General features: G+C 60.9%; 18 protein-coding genes. All 18 read left to right on the top strand.

Annotated features, from left to right (window positions below):
• Nucleotides 1–9: 9 nt before the first annotated feature.
• A complete protein-coding gene (cbiE, locus tag ACIOWE_RS12300) occupies nucleotides 10–1,221 on the top strand; it encodes a precorrin-6y C5,15-methyltransferase (decarboxylating) subunit CbiE (RefSeq protein ID WP_401391429.1) in 1,212 nt (403 codons plus the stop codon).
• The gene (locus ACIOWE_RS12295) at nucleotides 1,214–2,311 is read left to right on the top strand and encodes a cobalt-precorrin-5B (C(1))-methyltransferase (protein ID WP_401391426.1); all 1,098 of its coding nucleotides are present in this window, start codon (nucleotides 1,214–1,216) and stop codon (nucleotides 2,309–2,311) included. Before cbiE ends, ACIOWE_RS12295 begins: the two co-directional genes overlap by 8 nt.
• Nucleotides 2,308–3,036, top strand: a complete 729-nt coding sequence (locus tag ACIOWE_RS12290) for a cobalt-precorrin-6A reductase (protein WP_401391423.1) — start codon at nucleotides 2,308–2,310, stop codon at nucleotides 3,034–3,036. The genes ACIOWE_RS12295 and ACIOWE_RS12290 overlap by 4 nt, the downstream gene beginning before the upstream one ends.
• Nucleotides 3,037–3,194: 158 nt before the next feature.
• The gene (locus ACIOWE_RS12285) at nucleotides 3,195–3,497 is read left to right on the top strand and encodes a type II toxin-antitoxin system RelE/ParE family toxin (RefSeq protein ID WP_201235702.1); all 303 of its coding nucleotides are present in this window, start codon (nucleotides 3,195–3,197) and stop codon (nucleotides 3,495–3,497) included.
• A 3-nt stretch (nucleotides 3,498–3,500) separates the two neighbouring features.
• On the top strand, nucleotides 3,501–3,791 hold the full coding sequence (locus tag ACIOWE_RS12280) for an addiction module antidote protein (protein ID WP_007914567.1): 291 nt from the start codon (nucleotides 3,501–3,503) through the stop codon (nucleotides 3,789–3,791).
• Nucleotides 3,792–3,888: 97 nt separating this feature from the next.
• Entirely contained in the window at nucleotides 3,889–4,287 is a 399-nt protein-coding gene (locus ACIOWE_RS12275; protein WP_401391419.1) for a DUF2946 domain-containing protein, read from the top strand.
• Between the two features lie 48 nt (nucleotides 4,288–4,335).
• Nucleotides 4,336–4,815 (top strand): copper chaperone PCu(A)C, encoded by a 480-nt coding sequence (locus tag ACIOWE_RS12270; protein WP_401391416.1) that lies wholly within the window; start codon nucleotides 4,336–4,338, stop codon nucleotides 4,813–4,815.
• A gap of 21 nt (nucleotides 4,816–4,836) precedes the next feature.
• Nucleotides 4,837–5,283, top strand: a complete 447-nt coding sequence (locus tag ACIOWE_RS12265; protein ID WP_401391413.1) for a DUF2946 domain-containing protein — start codon at nucleotides 4,837–4,839, stop codon at nucleotides 5,281–5,283.
• Nucleotides 5,284–5,367: 84 nt separating this feature from the next.
• Entirely contained in the window at nucleotides 5,368–7,488 is a 2,121-nt protein-coding gene (locus tag ACIOWE_RS12260; RefSeq protein WP_401391410.1) for a TonB-dependent copper receptor, read from the top strand.
• Between the two features lie 163 nt (nucleotides 7,489–7,651).
• A complete protein-coding gene (locus ACIOWE_RS12255) occupies nucleotides 7,652–9,031 on the top strand; it encodes a PepSY-associated TM helix domain-containing protein (RefSeq protein WP_401391407.1) in 1,380 nt (459 codons plus the stop codon).
• Nucleotides 9,032–9,181: 150 nt separating this feature from the next.
• Nucleotides 9,182–11,305, top strand: coding sequence for a TonB-dependent receptor (locus ACIOWE_RS12250; protein ID WP_401391404.1), 2,124 nt, complete (start codon nucleotides 9,182–9,184; stop codon nucleotides 11,303–11,305).
• A gap of 171 nt (nucleotides 11,306–11,476) precedes the next feature.
• On the top strand, nucleotides 11,477–12,265 hold the full coding sequence (locus tag ACIOWE_RS12245) for an ABC transporter ATP-binding protein (RefSeq protein ID WP_401391401.1): 789 nt from the start codon (nucleotides 11,477–11,479) through the stop codon (nucleotides 12,263–12,265).
• A complete protein-coding gene (locus ACIOWE_RS12240; protein WP_401391399.1) occupies nucleotides 12,262–13,209 on the top strand; it encodes an ABC transporter substrate-binding protein in 948 nt (315 codons plus the stop codon). The genes ACIOWE_RS12245 and ACIOWE_RS12240 overlap by 4 nt, the downstream gene beginning before the upstream one ends.
• A complete protein-coding gene (locus ACIOWE_RS12235; protein WP_201235711.1) occupies nucleotides 13,206–14,216 on the top strand; it encodes an iron ABC transporter permease in 1,011 nt (336 codons plus the stop codon). Before ACIOWE_RS12240 ends, ACIOWE_RS12235 begins: the two co-directional genes overlap by 4 nt.
• Before the next feature lie 328 nt (nucleotides 14,217–14,544).
• Nucleotides 14,545–15,810, top strand: a complete 1,266-nt coding sequence (gene urtA / locus ACIOWE_RS12230) for an urea ABC transporter substrate-binding protein (RefSeq protein ID WP_201230385.1) — start codon at nucleotides 14,545–14,547, stop codon at nucleotides 15,808–15,810.
• Nucleotides 15,811–16,041: 231 nt separating this feature from the next.
• On the top strand, nucleotides 16,042–17,544 hold the full coding sequence (gene urtB, locus ACIOWE_RS12225; protein ID WP_401391394.1) for an urea ABC transporter permease subunit UrtB: 1,503 nt from the start codon (nucleotides 16,042–16,044) through the stop codon (nucleotides 17,542–17,544).
• Nucleotides 17,544–18,623 carry an urea ABC transporter permease subunit UrtC gene (urtC, locus tag ACIOWE_RS12220; RefSeq protein WP_401391391.1) on the top strand — a complete coding sequence of 360 codons (1,080 nt, stop codon included), beginning with the start codon at nucleotides 17,544–17,546 and terminating at the stop codon, nucleotides 18,621–18,623. The genes urtB and urtC overlap by 1 nt, the downstream gene beginning before the upstream one ends.
• Nucleotides 18,620–19,489, top strand: a complete 870-nt coding sequence (gene urtD / locus ACIOWE_RS12215; RefSeq protein WP_401391389.1) for an urea ABC transporter ATP-binding protein UrtD — start codon at nucleotides 18,620–18,622, stop codon at nucleotides 19,487–19,489. The genes urtC and urtD overlap by 4 nt, the downstream gene beginning before the upstream one ends.
• The last annotated feature ends 19 nt before the right edge of the window (nucleotides 19,490–19,508 follow it).

Raw genomic sequence — 19,508 nt, 5'->3', positions numbered from 1 at the left:
GGAATATAGATGTCACCCTGGCTGACGGTTGTGGGAATCGGTGAAGACGGCTTCAAGGGCCTGGGCAAAAACGCCCGGCGAGCCCTGATGGGCGCCTCGCGGATCGTCGGCGGCCAGCGTCAACTGGACCTGCTGCCGGTGTACATTCGCGGCGAGCGGCAGTTATGGCCGAGTCCGTTTTCACTTGCGCCAGTATTGGAGCCGCGAGGCGAAGCCGTCTGCGTATTGGCCAGCGGTGATCCGATGTTCTATGGCGTCGGCGCCAGCCTTTCGCGTCAGGTGCCGAGCGACGAGATGCTGATCCTGCCGGCGCCGTCCTCCTGCTCTTTGGCCGCCGCCCGCCTCGGCTGGCCATTGCAGGACGTTGTAACTTTGTCATTGGTCGCCCGACCGCTGGCAGCGCTAAACGCGCAACTGTTCAGCGGTGTGCGCCTGTTGTTGCTGAGCAATGATGGGCAGAGTCCGGCCGCCGTCGCGCAGTTGTTGCGCGAACGCGGGTTTGGTTCGAGCCGGATGAGCGTTCTGGAACATCTGGGCGGCAGTGCCGAGCGGCGGATCGACGGCAGCGCCAATGCCTGGAGCGACTCGCCGCTGGCCGACCTCAACGTCATCGCCATCGAATGCCTCGTCGACGCGAACACCCCGCGCCTGTCGCGCCTGGCCGGCCTGCCCGACTCGGCGTTCCGGCATGACGGCCAACTGACCAAACGCGACGTACGCGCCATCACCCTCGCCCGCCTCGCGCCGACCCCCGGCGAACTGCTGTGGGACGTCGGCGCCGGCAGCGGCTCGATTGGCATCGAATGGATGCGCGCTCACCCCAGCTGCCGCGCAGTGGCCGTCGAAGCCGACGACGGTCGCCAGTCATTGATCGAACACAATCGCGACGCCTTGGGCGTGCCCGGCCTGCAATTGATACGCGGCCGTGCGCCGCAGGCACTCGCCGGGCTGGAGCGACCGAACGCTGTTTTCATTGGCGGCGGCGTGACCCGCGACGGTGTGTTCGAGACCTGCTGGGAACAACTCAAACCCGGCGGCCGACTAGTCGCCAACGCCGTGACCCTGCAAAGTGAAGTCACCCTGATGAACTGGCGCGAACGCTTCGGCGGCGAACTGACGCGCATCCATGTCGCTCAGGCGCAACCACTCGGCGAGTTCGACACCTGGCGCCAGGCTCTGCCGATTACCCTGCTCGATCTGGTCAAACCTCTCGATGCGTGACGAAACCGCCGAACAACCCGCACCGCTGCGCAGTGGCCTGACCACCGGCAGTTGCGCCACCGCCACCAGCCTCGCTGCCGCTCGCCTGTTGCTCGGCGGGATCTCGGCCGATGCGGTGCAGATCGTGTTGCCCAAGGGCAAGCAGGTGCAGATGCGTCTGGAGTTCTGTCGCCTGACCGCTGACGGCGCCGAAGCCGGGACGATCAAGGATGCCGGGGACGACCCGGACGTGACCCACGGCGCGTTGCTTTATTCGTGTGTGCAACTGAAAGACGAGCCGGGAATTCGCTTCAATGCAGGTCTTGGCGTCGGCACCGTGACCCGTCCCGGGCTGGTGCTGGGTGTCGGTGAGCCAGCGATCAATCCGGTGCCGCGCAAAATGATCAGCGATCACCTGAGCCTGCTCGCCGCCGAAACCGGTTATGCCGGCGGCTTCGACGTCACGGTCAACGTCGAGGGCGGTGAAGCGCTGGCGCTGAAAACCATGAACCCGCGCCTGGGCATTCTCGGCGGTCTGTCGATCCTCGGCACCAGCGGTATCGTCCGGCCATTTTCCTGCGCGGCTTACATCGCCTCGATCCATCAAGGCATTGATGTCGCCAGGACCAACGGCTATCTGCACATTGCCGCGTGCACCGGCAATGCCAGCGAAGACACCATGCGGCGGGTCTACGACCTGCCGGAAATCGCTCTGATCGAAATGGGCGATTTCGTCGGCGCAGTGCTCAAGCATTTGCGCAAAGTACCTGTGGATAAACTCAGCCTGTGCGGTGGTTTCGGCAAGATCAGCAAACTGGCGGCCGGGCATATGGATCTGCACTCAAGACATTCGAGCATCGACCTGCCGCAACTGGCGCAGTGGGCGGCGGCGATTGGCGCTGATGAGGTTTTGCAGCAAGGTATTCGTGAGGCGAACACCAGCCAGCAGGCATTGGCGATGGCCAGTGCAGCGGGGATCGCACTGGGCGATGAAGTCTGCCGCCACGCGTTGAATTTCGCTCGCAGCGTCGTGCCGGCGCAGGTTCAGGTCGAAGTGTTTGCGATTGATCGACAGGGTGGAATTGTCGGCCATGCCGGAGGTTTTCAATGAAGCGGATTCTGCTGCTGGGCGGTGTGACTGAAGCGCTGGCCATCGCCCGCACGCTGGGGCCGGAACACATTTACAGCCTGGCCGGGGTCGGCCGAGTGCCGACTGATCTGACTTGCCAGGTGCGCGTCGGTGGTTATGGCGGCGCTGAAGGTCTAGCGCAATTCATTCGTGACCAAGGCATTGATCTGCTGCTCGACGCCACCCACCCGTACGCCGCACAAATCAGCCACAACGCCGCGACCGCCGCGCAACTGACCGGCATCCCATGCTGGGCCTTGCGTCGCCCTGCCTGGCAGCCGCAACCGGGCGATGACTGGCGCGAAGTCAGCGATTGGGCCGAACTGATCACCGCACTCAAACCGTTTCACCGCCCGTTGTTCACCTTGGGTCGCGAACCGCTGCAACATCTCGACGAAATCCCAGAGGACCAGTTCTGGACCTTGCGCGCACTGGATGTTTATCCGGGTAACGAGCGTTGCGAAGTGATCGGCGCCCGCGGGCCGTTTCTGCTCGAGGATGAGCGGGCGCTGTTCGAGCGGCGGCAGATCGATGTGCTGATCAGCAAGAACAGCGGCAGCACCGCCACCGAGCCGAAGCTCGAAGTGGCGCGGGAGCGTGGGGTGCCGGTGCTTGTGTTGAAGCGGCCGGGGTTGGCGGGGGTTGATCGGGGGTTTGCATCTACGTCTGAAGTCCTTAAAGCCCTGACGTCGTCAGACTTTTCCTGACTTCAAATTTATCTGCGAATTTGCCTGCGAAATTTGAGGACGCAGCCGACTGTTCTTCACTCCCCCTCACTCCAATACTTCGGTTCCTTTAATCCAGACAAGTAGACAGCCAGGAAAAGCAGCTTGTCAGCTTGTATCCCAAGGAATACGATCCCGACATGATCGCCATTGAACGATCCCGCCTATTTTCCGAATGGCTCGACTCCCTGAAAGACATCACCGGTAAAGGTCGAATCATCTCCAGGCTTAAGGCAGCCGAATATGGCAACTTCGGCGACTGCGGGTTCGTCGGTGATACCGTTTATGAAATGCGTGTTCATTACGGCCCCGGTTACAGGATGTATTTCACACGTCGAGGTGAAGTGATTTATCTGCTGCTGATTGGAGGCGACAAATCGACACAAAAGAGAGACATCAAACGCGCCGTGCAGATGGCACATAACATCGGAAATGAGGAGTAAATCATGACCGAAGAATTCGCCCGTTTTGACGCCGCCGAATACCTCAAAACTCCCGAGGACATGGCGGCATATCTGGACGCCTGTTTTGACGACGACGAAGGCGATGGCGTTCTGATCCGTGCTGCGCTCAATGACATCGCCCGGGCCCAGGGCATGACTCAAGTAGCACGGGACGCAGGTTTGGGCCGCGAAAGTCTTTACAAGGCGTTGAGCAGCACTGGCAATCCCGAATTCGCAACTATCATGAAAGTCATGAAGGCATTGGGTTTGAGATTGCATGCCGTAACGCTATAAAAGCGCTGCGACACCAAACCGCACGACGCTTTTTTACTTATCGGCCCTGATCAGGCTAAATAGCCGCGCCTGATCGCCCACCCAACGGATCTGTCCCATGAACCGACACCGGCTAGCAATTGCCTGGATCGCCTGCTTTGCAGTGCTGTTCAACATGCTCGCCATGCCGATGACGGGAGCGATGGCGCAGGCGGCCAATTCACCGGCCGAACAATTGCTCTGGAGCAGTTTCTGCACCGGCAGCGGGACGAAGATGGTCGCGATCAACATCGGCACCATCGATCAGCAAGCCCCGCCCAACGACACCCATTCCAACATGCAGCATTGCTGGTGTTGCTCGGGCTCGGCGCCATTGGTGGCGCTGCCGGGGCATTCGCCACAGCTGTATTTCGCCCGCTATGACAGCAATCGCAGCGTCGCGCCGGCCTTACTGCAAACACCCACGCCGCGCCAGCAATGGCCAAGTCTCAATCCCCGCGCTTCCCCTCTGGTTTGATTTGTTCGCGCAATTGACCTGCGTTTCAAATCGTTCTGGAGAACTGCCATGTTGAACAAACTTATCGTCATCGCCGCGCTGCTGGTGCCTGCGTGCTTCGCCAATGCTCATGAATACAAGGCCGGCGAGCTGGAAATCGCTCACCCGTGGTCGCAGGAACTGCCGCCCAACGCGCCAACCGTTGCCGCTTATTTCGTCATCCACAACGTCGGCAAAACCGCCGATCGCTTGCTCAGCGTCGATTCGCCAATCGCCCCCCTGGCGGAATTGCACGAGCATGTGATGCAGGGCGACCTGATGAAAATGCAGCAGGTGCCCAGCGTCGAGATTCCGGCCGGCGGCAACGTGACCTTTGCGCCGATGGCGTACCACGTGATGCTGATGAATCCGACCGACCGCAGTCTGCTGACCGACGGCAAGCGCTTCCCGCTGACCATGCATTTCGAAAAGGCCGGTAACGTCACCGTCGAAGTCGCCGTGCAGAAGAAGCCGCCACAAACCTCGCAGGCTCACGCGCACGCTCAGTAAGCCTTTCGGCAGACTTCGCCCATGCGCCCGCTGAGCGCCAGGCCAACCCGGCAACGCCGTCAGACTGAACACCTGACCCGCGGCAGCTGGATTGCCCTGTTCGCCATGTTGATGATCTTCATCGGCCCACTGATTTCTCAGTCGATGCCGATGGATCAGCACGCCTCGACGTCGATGCCAATGAGCATGGACATGTCGATGGACATGCCCGGCATGGATCACTCCGGGCACGGTGCAAAAACCGTCGCTGAACACTGCCCGCCGCAATCCTCACACCATGTGCTGTGGGAAAAGTGCGGCTATTGCAGCCTGCTGTTCAACTGCCCGGCGCTGACCGGCGGCGGCACCTTCGCCACGTTCAGCATCGCCCACGTCAACACGTTCACCCCGCCCTCCCCGCGCCTGGGGCATGCCCGGCAAACCTTCTTCCCCGGCGCCCGCACCCGCGCCCCGCCCATCGCAGCGTAATCACCCACCACTGATTGCACACGGTTGAGAAGACAGCTTCAGGCTGCCGGCCGTGTCGTTTACGACTGTTTGATGGAAATTGTCATGTCCAGGCTTTCTGCTGTTCCACGCTCGGGCGCTGCCCAGGCGTCCTTTGCCATGAACGAATCGCGGATTCGTTTCTCGCACGCCATCGCCGTCCTTTGCGGCGTATTGCTTTCCCCGCTGGTGCTGGCCGATGAGCATGCCGGCCACGCTGAAGAGATGAGCCCGACGGTGATTACCGCCATTGCGCCGAGCTCGCCACTGACCATCGTCACCAACCCCAAGGATCCGCGCCAACCGGTGCCGGCCAGCGATGGCGGTGATTACCTGAAAACCATTCCGGGCTTTGCGCTGGTGCGCAATGGCGGCACCAACGGCGATCCGGTGCTGCGCGGCATGTTCGGTTCACGCCTGAACATCCTCACCAACGGCGGCGTGATGCTCGGCGCCTGCCCGGGCCGGATGGACGCGCCGACCTCGTACATCTCGCCGGAAACCTACGACAAACTCACGGTGATCAAAGGCCCGCAAACCGTGCTCTACGGCCCCGGCGCATCGGCGGGTACCGTGCTGTTTGACCGTGAACCGGAGAGCTTCGGCGAACTCGGCACCCGAGTGAACGCGAGCATTCTGGCCGGCTCCCACGGACGCTTCGACAAAGTCGTCGACGCCGCTGCCGGTGGGCCATTGGGTTACGTGCGGGTGATCGGCAACACCGCGCATTCCGACGACTATCGCGACGGCAACAACGACATCGTCGGCTCGCGTTATGACAAGTGGAATGGCGACGTCGCGCTCGGCTGGACGCCGGACGCCGACACCCTGATCGAACTGACCGCCGGCAAGGGTGACGGCGAGGCCCGCTATGCCGGACGGGGTATGGACGGCTCGCAGTTCCTGCGCGAAAGCCTCGGTCTGCGCCTGGAGAAATCCAACATCACCGACGTATTGGAGAAACTCGAAGCGCAGGTCTACTACAACTACGCCGACCATGTGATGGACAACTACACCCTGCGCAAGCCATCCGGCACCGGCATGATGGCCGGGCCGATGGCATCGAACGTCGACCGCCGCACCCTCGGCGCACGGATCAAAGCCACCTGGCGCTGGGCTGATATCCAGTTGATCACCGGCCTCGACGCGCAGACCAACGAACACCGCCAGCGCAGCGGCATGGGCATCGATACCTACAAGGATCAGCCCTACACCAAGGACGCCGACTTCCATAACTACGGCGTGTTCAGCGAAATGACCTGGTACGCCGCCGACCGTGATCGCCTGATCACTGGCGCACGGGTTGATCGCGCTTCGGCCAAGGATTATCGGCAGACCAGCGGTTCCGGAATGATGTCCCGACCGAATCCAACCGCCGATGAAACCCGCGCCGACACCCTGCCAAGCGGCTTCGTGCGTTACGAGCACGACCTGGCCGACAGCCCGACCACGCTCTACGCCGGGCTCGGTCACGCGCAACGTTTTCCGGATTACTGGGAGCTGTTCTCGCCGAAATCCGGCCCGGCGGGTTCGGTCAACGCCTTCGATTCGATCAAACCGGAAAAGACCACTCAGCTCGACTTCGGCGTGAACTACAAGAGCGCCGATCTCGAAGCCTGGGCTTCGGGTTACATCGGCGTGGTGCGTGACTACATCCTGTTCGACTACACGCCGACGATGATGGGCATGAGCACTTCGCGCGCGGAAAACATCGACGCGCGGATCATGGGCGGTGAACTCGGTGCCGCTTACAACCTCACCGACAACTGGAAAGCCGATGCGACCCTGGCCTACGCCTGGGGCAAGAACAGCAGCGACGGCAAGGCACTGCCGCAGATGCCGCCGCTGGATGCGCGTTTCGGTCTGACTTACAGCGAAGACAACTGGAGCGCCGGTGCACTGTGGAGGGTGGTTGCCGCGCAAAACCGTATCGACCAGAACAAGGGCAACGTGGTCGGCAAGGACTACGACAAGAGTTCGGGCTTCGGCGTGTTCTCGTTCAACGGTGCCTATCGGATCAACAAGAACTGGAAGGTCAGCAGCGGCGTCGACAACCTGTTCGGCAAGGCTTACGCCGAACACCTGAACCTGGCGGGCAACGCCGGTTTCGGCTACCCGGCCAATGACCCGCAAGCGATCAATGAACCGGGGCGCACGCTCTGGACCAAGGTCGACATGAGTTTCTAACACCCACCCATGTGGGAGCGAGCCTGCTCGCGAAAGCGCCGTGCCAGACGACATCAATGTTGGATGTGCCGTCCCCTTCGCGAGCGGGCTCGCTCCCACAGGGAATGCGGTGTAGCAACCTGAGTGAACAACTAGAAGATCCAAGCCAAGCGGAGCAAACGTGATGAAACAGCCCAAACCGAATTTCTACAACCTGGCCTGGCGTTGGCATTTTTACGCCGGTCTCTTCGTCGCCCCGTTCATGGTGATGCTGGCCCTGACCGGCATCATTTACCTGTTCAAACCACAACTCGATTCGCTGATGTACAGCAGCCTGCTCAACGTCCCGGCCGGCCATCACACCGTTCCGGCCGATGACTTGTTGCAACGGGTGAAAAGCGCTTATCCACAAGGCCAGGTGAAGCAATATCTGCCGCCAGCGAACGCCGAACGCAGCGCGCAATTTGTCGTAACCAACGCCGGTCGCGAACTCAACGTGTTCGTCGATCCGTACCACGGCGACATCCTCGGCGAGCAGGATGCCAAGCAGAATCTGCAAGCCATCGCCCGCGCCATCCATGGCGAATTGATGATCGGCACCGTCGGTGACCGATTGATCGAAATGGCCGCTGGCTGGGGCGTGGTGCTGGTCGTATCGGGTCTGTTCCTCTGGTGGCCACGCGGCCAGGCCGCAGGAATTCTCTGGCCACGCCTGAACAGTCGCGGCCGTGTGCTATGGCGGGATCTGCACGCCGTCACTGGATTCTGGGGCGCGACGTTGCTGCTGGTGATGCTGCTCAGTGGCATGACCTGGACCGGATTCTGGGGCAAGCAATACGCCCAGGTGTGGAACGTGTTCCCGGCAGCGATGTGGGACAACGTGCCGACCTCCGACATTGAAGCCCGCAGCCTCAACAGCGCGACCCGCCAGACCGTGCCGTGGGCGATGGAGAACACGCCGATGCCAATGTCCGGCGACCACGCCGAACACATGGCCCACAGCGGCATGCAACACGGTCCCGCCGCACCCGCCATCAGCCTGCAAGATGTGCAGAACATCGCCACGCAGCGCAAGGTCGAGCCGGGTTACAGCATCACTCTGCCGACCACCGCCACCGGTGTCTTCACCATCGCTGTGTTTGCCGATGATCCGCGCAATGACGCGACCCTGCATATTGATCAGTACACCGGCAAAGTCCTCGCCGACGTGCGTTTCGAGCAGTACGGCACGGTGGCCCGCGCCACGGAAATCGGCGTGATGCTGCATGAAGGCAAGATGTTCGGCACCTTCAACCAGATCGTCGTGCTGCTGATCTGCCTGATGATTCTGCTCAGCGCCGTCAGCGGCATGGTGATCTGGTGGAAGCGCCGGCCACAGGGCAAATTCGGCGTGCCACCGCTGCGGCATGATTTGCCGAAGTGGAAAACCGGCGTGGTGATCATGCTGGCACTGGCGGTGATTTTCCCGCTGGTGGGGGCCTCGCTGGTGGTGGTGTGGTTGCTGGATCGGCTGCTGCTGTCGCGTTTTGGCCGACAAGCTGAATCCGCCTCACCTTCATCATGAATCAGGCGAGATGCGTGTTTTAGACAGCGCTATAGAATACCGAGGCTTATAATTCGGCATTTTTTAGTGTTACTGTATAACTCTTATTTGCCCTTCTGCCCGCGGCCAAAAGCTGCGGGCTTTCTTTTGCAGAAGTGATTCACCGCCCCGATGAACAAGTACCTCTTGTCCAGCCTCTGCCTGTTCGTGATGAACAGCGCCAATGCCGATAGCCAATCGCTGACCCTGCCCACCGGCAACATCACTGCGCCGGCCGTTGACGAGGAAACCGTCAGCCTGACGACGCCGACCAGCGCCGGGTCGCGCCTGAACCTGACAGCCATGGAAACCCCGGCCAGCGTCGAAAGCCTGAGCGGCGAGCAAGTCCGTGCCCGTGGCGATCAAAGCGTGCAGGACGCCGTATCGCGCAGCACCGGCATCAGCCGCACCGGTACGCCGGGCGATGGCGGCACATCGTTGCAGGCACGGGGGTTTACCGGACAGAGCTCGGTGATGCAGTTGTATGACGGCAACCGGATGTACACCGGCATGGGCACGGTCACCTTCCCGGTCGACACCTGGTCAGTGGAGCGCGTCGATGTGCTGCGCGGCCCGGCCTCGGTGCTGTACGGCGAAGGCGCGACCGGCGCAGTGGTCAACGTGATCCCGAAGAAGCCGTTCGCAGGTGAGATCGAAAACCATGTGCGCGTCGGTTACGGCTCATACGACCGTCAACAGCAGGCCTTCGACAGCGGTGGCTCGCTGACCGATACCCTGAGCTATCGCCTCAACCTCAATCGCCTGCGCAGCAACGGCTGGATTGATCGCGGCGATTCCTCCAGCGACTTCATCAGTGCCGCGCTGCGCTGGCAGGCCACTGATGATCTGGCCTTCACCCTCGCCCATGACTATGGCGACCAGCGTCCGCAGAATTACTTCGGTACACCGCTGATCAATGGCCAACTCAAGGACAGTCTGCGCAACAAGAACTACAACGTGCGCGACGACAAGCAGCACTACAACGATCAGTGGACACGCCTGACCAGCGATTGGCAGATCAACGATTCGGTCAGCGCCAGCAATGAGCTGTACTACCTCAAGGCCCAGCGCCGTTGGCAGAACGCCGAGAACTACAACTTCAATGCCGACACGCAACAGCTGAGCCGCAGCGGTTACTTCGGCATCGGCCACAAACAGGAGCAGGTCGGCGATCGCCAGACATTCACCTTCAAGCACTCTCTGTTCGGCCTCGACAGCCAGACCGTGACCGGTGTCGATTACAACCGCATTCGTTTCCAGCTCGACAGCAATTCACCGTTCAACGACGTGTTGCCGAATGGCCAACCGCTGGATCTGCATCAGCCGCAACAGGGTTATTTCGAGAGCAGCAATCCGTACCGCGACCAGTTCGACAGCACCACCAAACAGATGTCGGTGTTTGCCGAAAACCGCACGCAACTCAGTGAACGCTGGTCGTTGGTAACCGGCGTGCGCCGTGATTACATGCACGTGGACCGCAATGACCTGACCGATGGCCGCCAGAGCGACAAGACCCTGACCGGGAATAACTGGAAGGCCGGTCTGGTATTCGCGCTGACGCCACAGACGTCGTTCTACGGCCAGATGGCGACCAGCACCGATGGCATCGGTGGCTTGATTTCCCTGAGTCCGAATCAGCAGCAGTACGATTTGTCGACGGCCCGGCAGACAGAGATCGGCCTCAAACAATTGTTCTGGGATCAGCGCGGCGAGTTCACGCTGGCGGCCTATCGCATCGTCAAAAAGAAACTGCTGACGGACGATCCGGGCAACCCGACGCTCAAGCAGCAGGTCGGCCAGCAGTCGTCCAACGGCCTGGAAGCCAGCCTCGATCTGCGACTGCCACACGCCTGGCAACTGCAAGCCAACGCGGCGATTGTCAAAGCCAGGTACGACGATTTCTTCGAGGTAGTGAACGGTCAGACCCTGTCGTACAACGGCAACCGCCCGGTGGATGTTCCGCGTCGGACCGCGAATCTGTGGCTGAACAAAAACATCAGCGATGACTTGAAGGCCGGCGCGGGTGTGCGTTATGTCGATGCGCGTTACGCCGACATGGCCAACCGCAATGAGCTGCCGAGTTACACCGTGGTCGATGCAACCCTGTCGTGGAAAGCCCTGCGCAACACCACGCTGGGCTTGCAGGTGAACAATCTGTTTGACCGCCAGTACGCACAAAGCCAATACAATGAGGGCCAGCAGTGGATACTCGGCGAGCCGAGATCGTTCTTCGTCACCGCTGATTACACCTTTTAAAAGCGGAAACACTCTTGTGGCGAGGGGATTTATCCCCGATGGACCGCGCAGCGGTCCCAAACCTGTAATCACGGTTTATCAGAAGACCGTATTCATCGATTTACGACGGCTTCGACGCTGATCGGGGATAAATCCCCTCGCCACAAATGGTTTACTGAACTCAGGAAAGTAATGACCTCACTGACCCTCGCCAACCTCGCCTGGACGCCCTTGGGCCACAGCCACTGCCATCACCAGTTCCAGCTGCGTGACGCTTCCTTGCATGTGGCTGCCGGTGAATTCGTCGGGCTGATCGGTCCCAACGGCAGCGGCAAGACCAGCCTGTTGCGCTGCGCCTACCGCTTCAGCCAGCCCGAGCATGGTGAGGTCAGTCTCGATCACTACAACGTGTGGAAACAGTCATCGCGTTGGTGTGCGCAACGCATCGCCGTGGTCTTGCAGGAGTTCCCCGATGCCTTTGGCCTGACCGTCGAAGAAGTCGTCGCCATGGGCCGCACGCCGCACAAAGGTCTGTTCGATGGCGAAACCCTCGAGGACCGCAACATCGCCACCCAGGCGCTCAAATCGGTAGGCCTAGAAGGCTTCGAAGACCACGCCTTCGCGACCCTTTCCGGCGGCGAAAAACAGCGTGTGATTCTTGCCCGCGCCCTGACCCAGCAACCGCAACTGCTGATCCTCGACGAGCCGACCAACCACCTCGACCCGCGCTATCAGCTCGAACTCCTGCAACTGGTCAAACGCCTGCAGATCGGCACGCTGGCCAGCATTCACGACCTGAACCTCGCAGCCGCCTTCTGCGACCGACTTTATGTGATAAACCACGGTCGTATCGTCGCCAGCGGCACACCTCAGGAAGTCCTCACCAGCGAACTGCTGCGCGACGTTTTCGGCGTCGAAGCATTGATCGACTCCCACCCCATTCACGGCTACCCGCGAATCACCTGGATAACCCGACCATGACTGTGCGTTCCCTGCTTTGCGTCGCTCTTTTGTTGTGCAGTGCTCAGGCATTGGCCGAGGCCACGAAGTACCCGCTGACCATTCAAAGCTGCAACCGCGAAGTGACCTTCAAGGAAGCGCCGAAGCACGCAGTCAGCCACGACATCAACATGACCCAGATGATGCTCGCCCTCGGCCTCAAGTCGCGAATGGCCGGTTACAGCGGCGTCAGTGGCTGGAAGTCGGTGACACCCGAAATGCAATCGCTGCTCGACGGTCTGCCGGAGCTGGCAGCGAAATATCCGTCGGTGGAAACCCTGCTCAATGCCAACGTCGACTTCTTCTTCGCCGGTTGGGATTACGGCATGCGCGTCGGCGGCGATCTCACTCCGCAAACCCTGCAACCGCTGGGCATCAACGTCTATGAGTTGACCGAGTCCTGCGCGTTCGTGATGAAGCGCCCGGCGGCGACGCTGGACGATACCTACAACGATCTGCGCAACCTCGGCAAAATCTTCGACGTGCAGGACCGCGCCAATGCGCTGATCGCCCAGATGCAGGCGCAAGTCGCCGACGTGCGCAAAGACCTGCCCGCCGAAAAGCCGCGGGTTTTCCTCTACGACAGCGGCGAAGACCGCGCCATGACCTCGGGCCGCCTCGGCATGCCGCAGGCGCTGATCGACGCGGCGGGTGGGCGCAATATTCTCGACGACGTCGACGCGAGCTGGACGCGGGTCAACTGGGAGACCGTGGTCGAGCATAATCCGCAGGTCATCGTCATCGTCGACTACAGCGAAATCACTGCCGAACAGAAAATTGAATTTCTGCTGAAGAACAAAGCCCTGCAATCGGTGGACGCGATCAAGAACCAGCGCTTCATCGTCATTCAGTATGTGCAAGCCACACCGGGGATCGACAACGTACTGGCGGTGGAAACCCTGGCCAAAGGTTTCCACGGCGAATGATCAACCGTCGCTACGCCCTGTTGCTGATCGCCCTCGGCGCCGTGTTGCTGGTGTCGTGCGTGGTGTCGCTCGGCTTCGGCCCTGCGCGGGTGCCGGTGGACGTGGTGTGGCGGATTTTGCTGCACAAGGCTTTTGGCATCGGCGAGGTCGACTGGAGCGCCGGGCAGGAACACATCGTCTGGCTGATCCGCGTGCCGCGCATGTTGCTTGGCGCGCTGGTGGGCGCCGGACTGGCGCTGATCGGCGCGGTGTTGCAAGCGGTGACGCGCAATCCTCTGGCCGATCCTCATCTGCTTGGCGTTACGTCAGGGGCGACATTGGGCGCGGTGATCGTGGTGCTGCATGTCGGCGAAATCATCGGCCTGCTGACCTTGCCGATCGCTGCATTCATCGGCGCCCTGCTGAGCATGCTGGTGGTGCTGGCGATTGCCAGTCGGCATGGCCGGCTCGACAGTGACCGCCTGTTGTTGTGCGGTGTGGCGGTGTCGTTCGTGATGATGGCGATCGCCAATCTGCTGTTGTTCATGGGCGACCATCGCGCCAGTTCAGCGGTGATGTTCTGGATGCTCGGCGGCCTCGGTCTGGCACGCTGGGAATTGCTCGCGGTGCCGGCAGCGAGCGTGCTGCTCGGGTTGCTCTTGCTGCTGGGCATGGCCCGCCCGTTGAACGCGTTGATGGCCGGCGAACAGACCGCCGTCACCCTCGGTCTGAATGCTCGCTCGGTGCGCTTGCGGGTCTTTGTCATCGCCTCGCTGATGACCGGTGTGCTGGTATCGATCAGCGGCTCGATCGGTTTTGTCGGGCTGATGGTGCCGCACATCGCGCGGCGTCTGGTGGGGGCCGAGCATCGGCGATTGCTGCCGGCGTGCGTGTTGCTGGGCAGTGTGTTTCTGATCTGGGTCGACGTCGCCGCCCGCACGATGATCGCCCCCGAAGACCTGCCTATCGGCGTCGCCACCGCCGCCATCGGTGGTCTGTTTTTCATCGGCCTGATGCGCCGCCGCTGAACCAACACAGATCAAAAATGTGGGAGCGAGCCTGCTCGCGAATACGGTGTGTCATTCACCAGTGATGTTGACTGACACGATCTATTCGCGAGCAGGCTCGCTCCCACATTTGATTTGTAGTGAGCGTAAAATCGCGCCCCAATCTGGCGCGGCCACCTGCACCAACGCTCCACGAGCGTTCCTTCATGGTGCATCGCGACCGCGCACAACCGCTCTAAACCGACGTTTTCCTGCCCATCCCCGACCGGGCACAGCCCTTGCAAAACACAGCTTCAGTCGTCCGCATCTGCCAACCATAAAAAACTTTAACGTTCATGGAGATCGCACAATGAAGCGTCGCAGTTTGATCAAGGCTTTCACACTCACGGCATCCATTGCCGCGATGGGCATGACCTGGACTGTCCAGGCCGCCGAGACCATCAAGGTCGGTATCCTGCATTCGTTGTCCGGCACCATGGCGATCTCTGAAACGTCGCTCAAAGACATGGCGCTGATGACCATCGACGAGATCAACGCCAAGGGTGGCGTCAACGGCAAGATGCTCGAACCGGTGGTAGTCGACCCGGCGTCGAACTGGCCGCTGTTCGCGGAAAAGGGCCGGCAGTTGTTGACCCAGGACAAGGTCGCCGTGGTGTTCGGCTGCTGGACGTCGGTGTCGCGTAAATCGGTGTTGCCGGTGTTCGAAGAGCTCAACGGTCTGCTGTTCTACCCGGTGCAGTACGAAGGCGAAGAGATGTCGCCGAACGTCTTCTACACCGGCGCCGCGCCGAACCAGCAAGCGATCCCGGCGGTTGAATACCTGATGAGCGAAGAAGGCGGCAGCGCCAAGCGCTACTTCCTGCTCGGCACCGACTACGTCTACCCGCGCACCACCAACAAGATTCTGCGCTCCTTCCTGCATTCCAAAGGCGTGGCCGACAAGGATATCGAAGAGGTCTACACCCCGTTCGGCCATAGCGACTATCAAACCATCGTCGCCAACATCAAGAAATTTTCGGCTGGCGGCAAGACAGCCGTTATTTCCACCGTCAACGGCGACTCCAACGTGCCGTTCTATAAAGAGCTGGCCAACCAGGGCCTGAAAGCCACTGACGTTCCAGTCGTGGCGTTCTCGGTGGGTGAAGAAGAACTGCGCGGCATCGACACCAAACCGCTGGTGGGCAACCTCGCGGCGTGGAACTACTTCGAGTCGGTGGAGAACCCGCAGAACAAGAAATTCGTCGCTGACTGGAAAGCCTACGCGAAGAAACACAACCTGCCGGGCGCTGACAAAGCAGTGACCAATGACCCGATGGAAGCCACGTATGTCGGCATCCACATGTGGGCGCAAGCGGTGGAGAAAGCCAAATCCACCGACGTCGATAAAGTCCGCGAAGCCCTCGCCGGCCAGACCTTTGCCGCACCGTCGGGCTACACGCTGACCATGGACAAGACCAATCACCACCTGCACAAACCGGTGATGATCGGCGAGATCCAGGCCGATGGTCAGTTCAACGTGGTGTGGCAGACCGAAGGACCGATCCGTGCGCAGCCGTGGAGCCCGTTTATCGATGGCAACGACAAGAAGCCGGATTATGCGGTGAAGAGCAACTGAGGCATTGGGCCTGACATTTGTTCAGGCCCGAAAAAACTCCCTGTAGAGATGGTTTTCTGTGGCGAGGGAGCTTGCTCCCGCTGGGTTGCGAAGCAACCCCAAAAACCGCTGACTGCGGTGTATCAGGTACACCACGTGCAATGGTTTAACGACTGCTACGCAGCCGAGCGGGAGCAAGCTCCCTCGCCACAAAAACCAGCCTTCACATAAAGTCCGCGCAAGGCCCTACATATGCCCACTGCCATCTACCGTTTGCTTCTCGCCATTGCACTGTTGTTGCCGATACTCGCCCACGCCGGGGATGCCGAAGACTTCGTCGCGGCCAATCCCGTGCAGCAGGCAAAACTGCTCGAAGCCTGGGCCGCGCAGCCCGATCCGGCGCGCATCGAACTGATCAATGCCCTGCAACAAGGCGAATTGACCGTCGACGGCCAACCCAAAACCCTGCGTCTGAACAACCGCCTGCGGGGTCTGATCGACACCGCCATGGCCAGCCACCAATTGCTCGCCGCCGACGCCAAAATCCGTCTGAGCGCTGCGCAACAATTGCAGAAAAGCGCGAAACCCGCGCAGCTGAAATTCCTCGACCAGCAACTGGCTGGCGAAAAAGATCAAAGCGTACACGCCGCCCTGAGCCTCGCTCTGGCCAATCTGCAACTGGTCGACAGCGACCCATCGGTGCGCCTCGCCGCCGTGCGTCTGCTTGGCGAAACCGGCGATCCACTGGCACGTACGCGCCTCGAAGGTTTGCTCGAACCCGGCGTCGAAACCGATGCCAATGTGCGCACCGCCGCCGAAACCAGCCTCGCCCAAGTCAAACGCAAACTGCTGATCGGCGAGATCCTCGGCCAAGCCTTCAGCGGCATGTCGCTCGGTTCGATTCTGCTGCTCGCGGCGCTCGGTCTGGCGATCACCTTCGGCTTGCTCGGCGTGATCAACATGGCCCACGGCGAGATGCTGATGCTCGGCGCCTACTCGACCTACGTTGTGCAGTTGATGTTCCAGCGCTATGCGCCGCAGGCCATCGAGTTCTATCCGCTGATCGCGTTGCCGGTAGCGTTTTTCGTCACTGCGGTAATCGGCATGGCGCTGGAGCGCACGGTGATTCGTCATCTCTACGGCCGCCCACTGGAAACCCTGCTCGCCACCTGGGGCATCAGCCTGATGCTGATTCAGCTTGTCCGTTTGTTGTTCGGCGCGCAGAACGTCGAAGTGGCGAACCCGGCGTGGCTGTCCGGCGGGATTCAGGTTTTGCCGAACCTGGTGCTGCCGTACAACCGCATCGTCATCATCGCTTTCGCCTTGTTTGTGGTGGTGCTGACCTGGCTGCTGCTGAACAAGACTCGCCTCGGCCTTAACGTTCGCGCGGTCACCCAGAACCGCAACATGGCCGCCTGCTGCGGCGTACCCACCGGGCGCGTCGACATGCTCGCGTTCGGCCTCGGCTCAGGCATCGCCGGCCTCGGTGGCGTGGCGCTGAGTCAGATCGGCAACGTCGGCCCGGACCTCGGTCAGAGCTACATCATCGACTCGTTCCTGGTGGTGGTGCTCGGCGGCGTAGGTCAACTGGCCGGCAGCGTGCTCGCTGCGTTCGGCCTCGGTATCGCCAACAAGATTCTCGAACCGCAGATCGGTGCGGTGCTCGGCAAGATCCTGATCCTCGCGCTGATCATTCTGTTTATCCAGAAACGTCCGCAAGGCCTCTTCGCACTGAAAGGACGGGTGATCGACTGATGAACCAGCCCCTGTTAGTCACGACCACGCAAAAGGCCGGACCGAAAGTCACGATGGCCGTGGGTGGGGTGATTCTCGCCCTGCTGATTGCCCTGCCGTTGCTGTCGTTATTACCGGCAGAAAGTGCCCTACATGTCTCGGCCTACACCTTGACGCTGGTCGGCAAAATCCTCTGCTACGCCATCGTCGCCCTCGCGCTGGATCTGGTTTGGGGATACGCCGGTCTGCTGTCCCTCGGCCACGGCTTGTTCTTCGCGCTCGGCGGGTATGCGATGGGCATGTACCTGATGCGTCAGGCCGCCGGTGACGGCTTGCCGGCGTTCATGACCTTCCTGTCGTGGAGCGAATTGCCGTGGTACTGGACCGGCACCAGCAGCTTCGTCTGGGCCATGTGTCTGGTGGTGTTGGCGCCGGGGTTGCTCGCGCTGGTGTTCGGTTTCTTCGCCTTCCGTTCGCGGATCAAAGGCGTGTATTTCTCGATCATGACCCAGGCTTTGACCTTCGCCGGGATGCTGCTGTTTTTCCGCAACGAGACCGGGTTTGGCGGCAACAATGGCTTCACCAATTTCCGCACGATCCTTGGTTTCGGCATCACCGAACCGGGCACCCGCGCGGTGTTGTTTCTGGCGACCGTGTTGCTATTGGTAGCCAGCCTGTTCATCGGCTGGCGTCTGGCGCGGAGCAAGTTCGGACGAGTGCTGACGGCCCTGCGCGATGCGGAAAACCGCTTGATGTTCTGCGGCTACGATCCACGCGGCTTCAAGCTGTTCGTCTGGGTCTTGAGCGCGGTGCTGTGCGGTTTGGCCGGAGCGCTGTACGTGCCACAGGTCGGGATCATCAACCCGAGTGAAATGTCACCGACCAACTCCATCGAAGCCGCTGTGTGGGTGGCCCTCGGCGGTCGCGGCACCTTGATCGGGCCGTTGCTCGGCGCCGGTGTGGTCAACGGCATGAAGAGCTGGTTCACCGTGGCTTTCCCGGAATACTGGCTGTTTCTCCTTGGCGCGCTGTTCATTGTCGTGACGCTGTACCTGCCCAAAGGCGTGATTGGCCTGCTGAAGAAACGAGGTGAGCAATGAGAGTCACAGCGAGCGCTGAATTCATGCTGGAGCCAGCCTTCTTCCCCGTCGAACCGAACAAGGATGCCGGCACCAGTCGCGACTCCATTGGTCTCGGCCAAAGCGCCGGTCCGGGGCTCGACACCCGCCACGGCACGATCCTGACCCTGGAGGACATCAGCGTCAGCTTCGACGGCTTCCGCGCCTTGAACAACCTCAATCTGTACATCGGCGTCGGCGAACTGCGCTGCATCATCGGCCCCAACGGCGCAGGCAAAACCACGTTGATGGACGTGATCACCGGCAAGACTCGTCCGAGTCACGGCAAGGCCTGGTTCGGCGAAACGCTGGACCTGACGCAGATGAGCGAAGTGCAGATCGCCCAGGCCGGTATCGGTCGCAAGTTCCAGAAACCCACCGTGTTCGAAGCCCTGAGCGTGTTTGAAAATCTCGAACTGGCGCAGAAGACCGACAAATCGGTCTGGGCCAGTTTGCGTGCGCGCCTGAGCGGCGAGCAGCGAGACCGTATCAGCGAAGTGTTGGAGACGATTCGCCTGACAACGTCGGTCAATCGTGCGGCGGGCCTGTTGTCCCACGGTCAAAAGCAGTTTCTGGAGATCGGCATGTTGCTGATGCAGGACCCGCAACTATTGCTGCTCGACGAACCGGTGGCCGGCATGACTGACGCCGAAACCGAGTTCACTGCTGAACTGTTCAAAAGCCTGGCCGGCAAACATTCGCTGATGGTGGTGGAACATGACATGGGTTTTGTCGGCTCGATTGCCGACCACGTCACCGTGCTGCACCAAGGCAGCGTGCTGGCCGAAGGTTCGCTGGAACAGGTGCAGGAAAACGAGCGGGTGATCGAGGTCTATCTCGGCCGCTGAACTGCAAAACTTATCAAAA

It is taken from the genome of Pseudomonas sp. NPDC087598, assembly GCF_044743525.1.
Classification (GTDB): domain Bacteria; phylum Pseudomonadota; class Gammaproteobacteria; order Pseudomonadales; family Pseudomonadaceae; genus Aquipseudomonas.
Note: the sequence above shows the minus strand (reverse complement) of the source record. Positions and strands in the feature narration are given on the sequence as shown.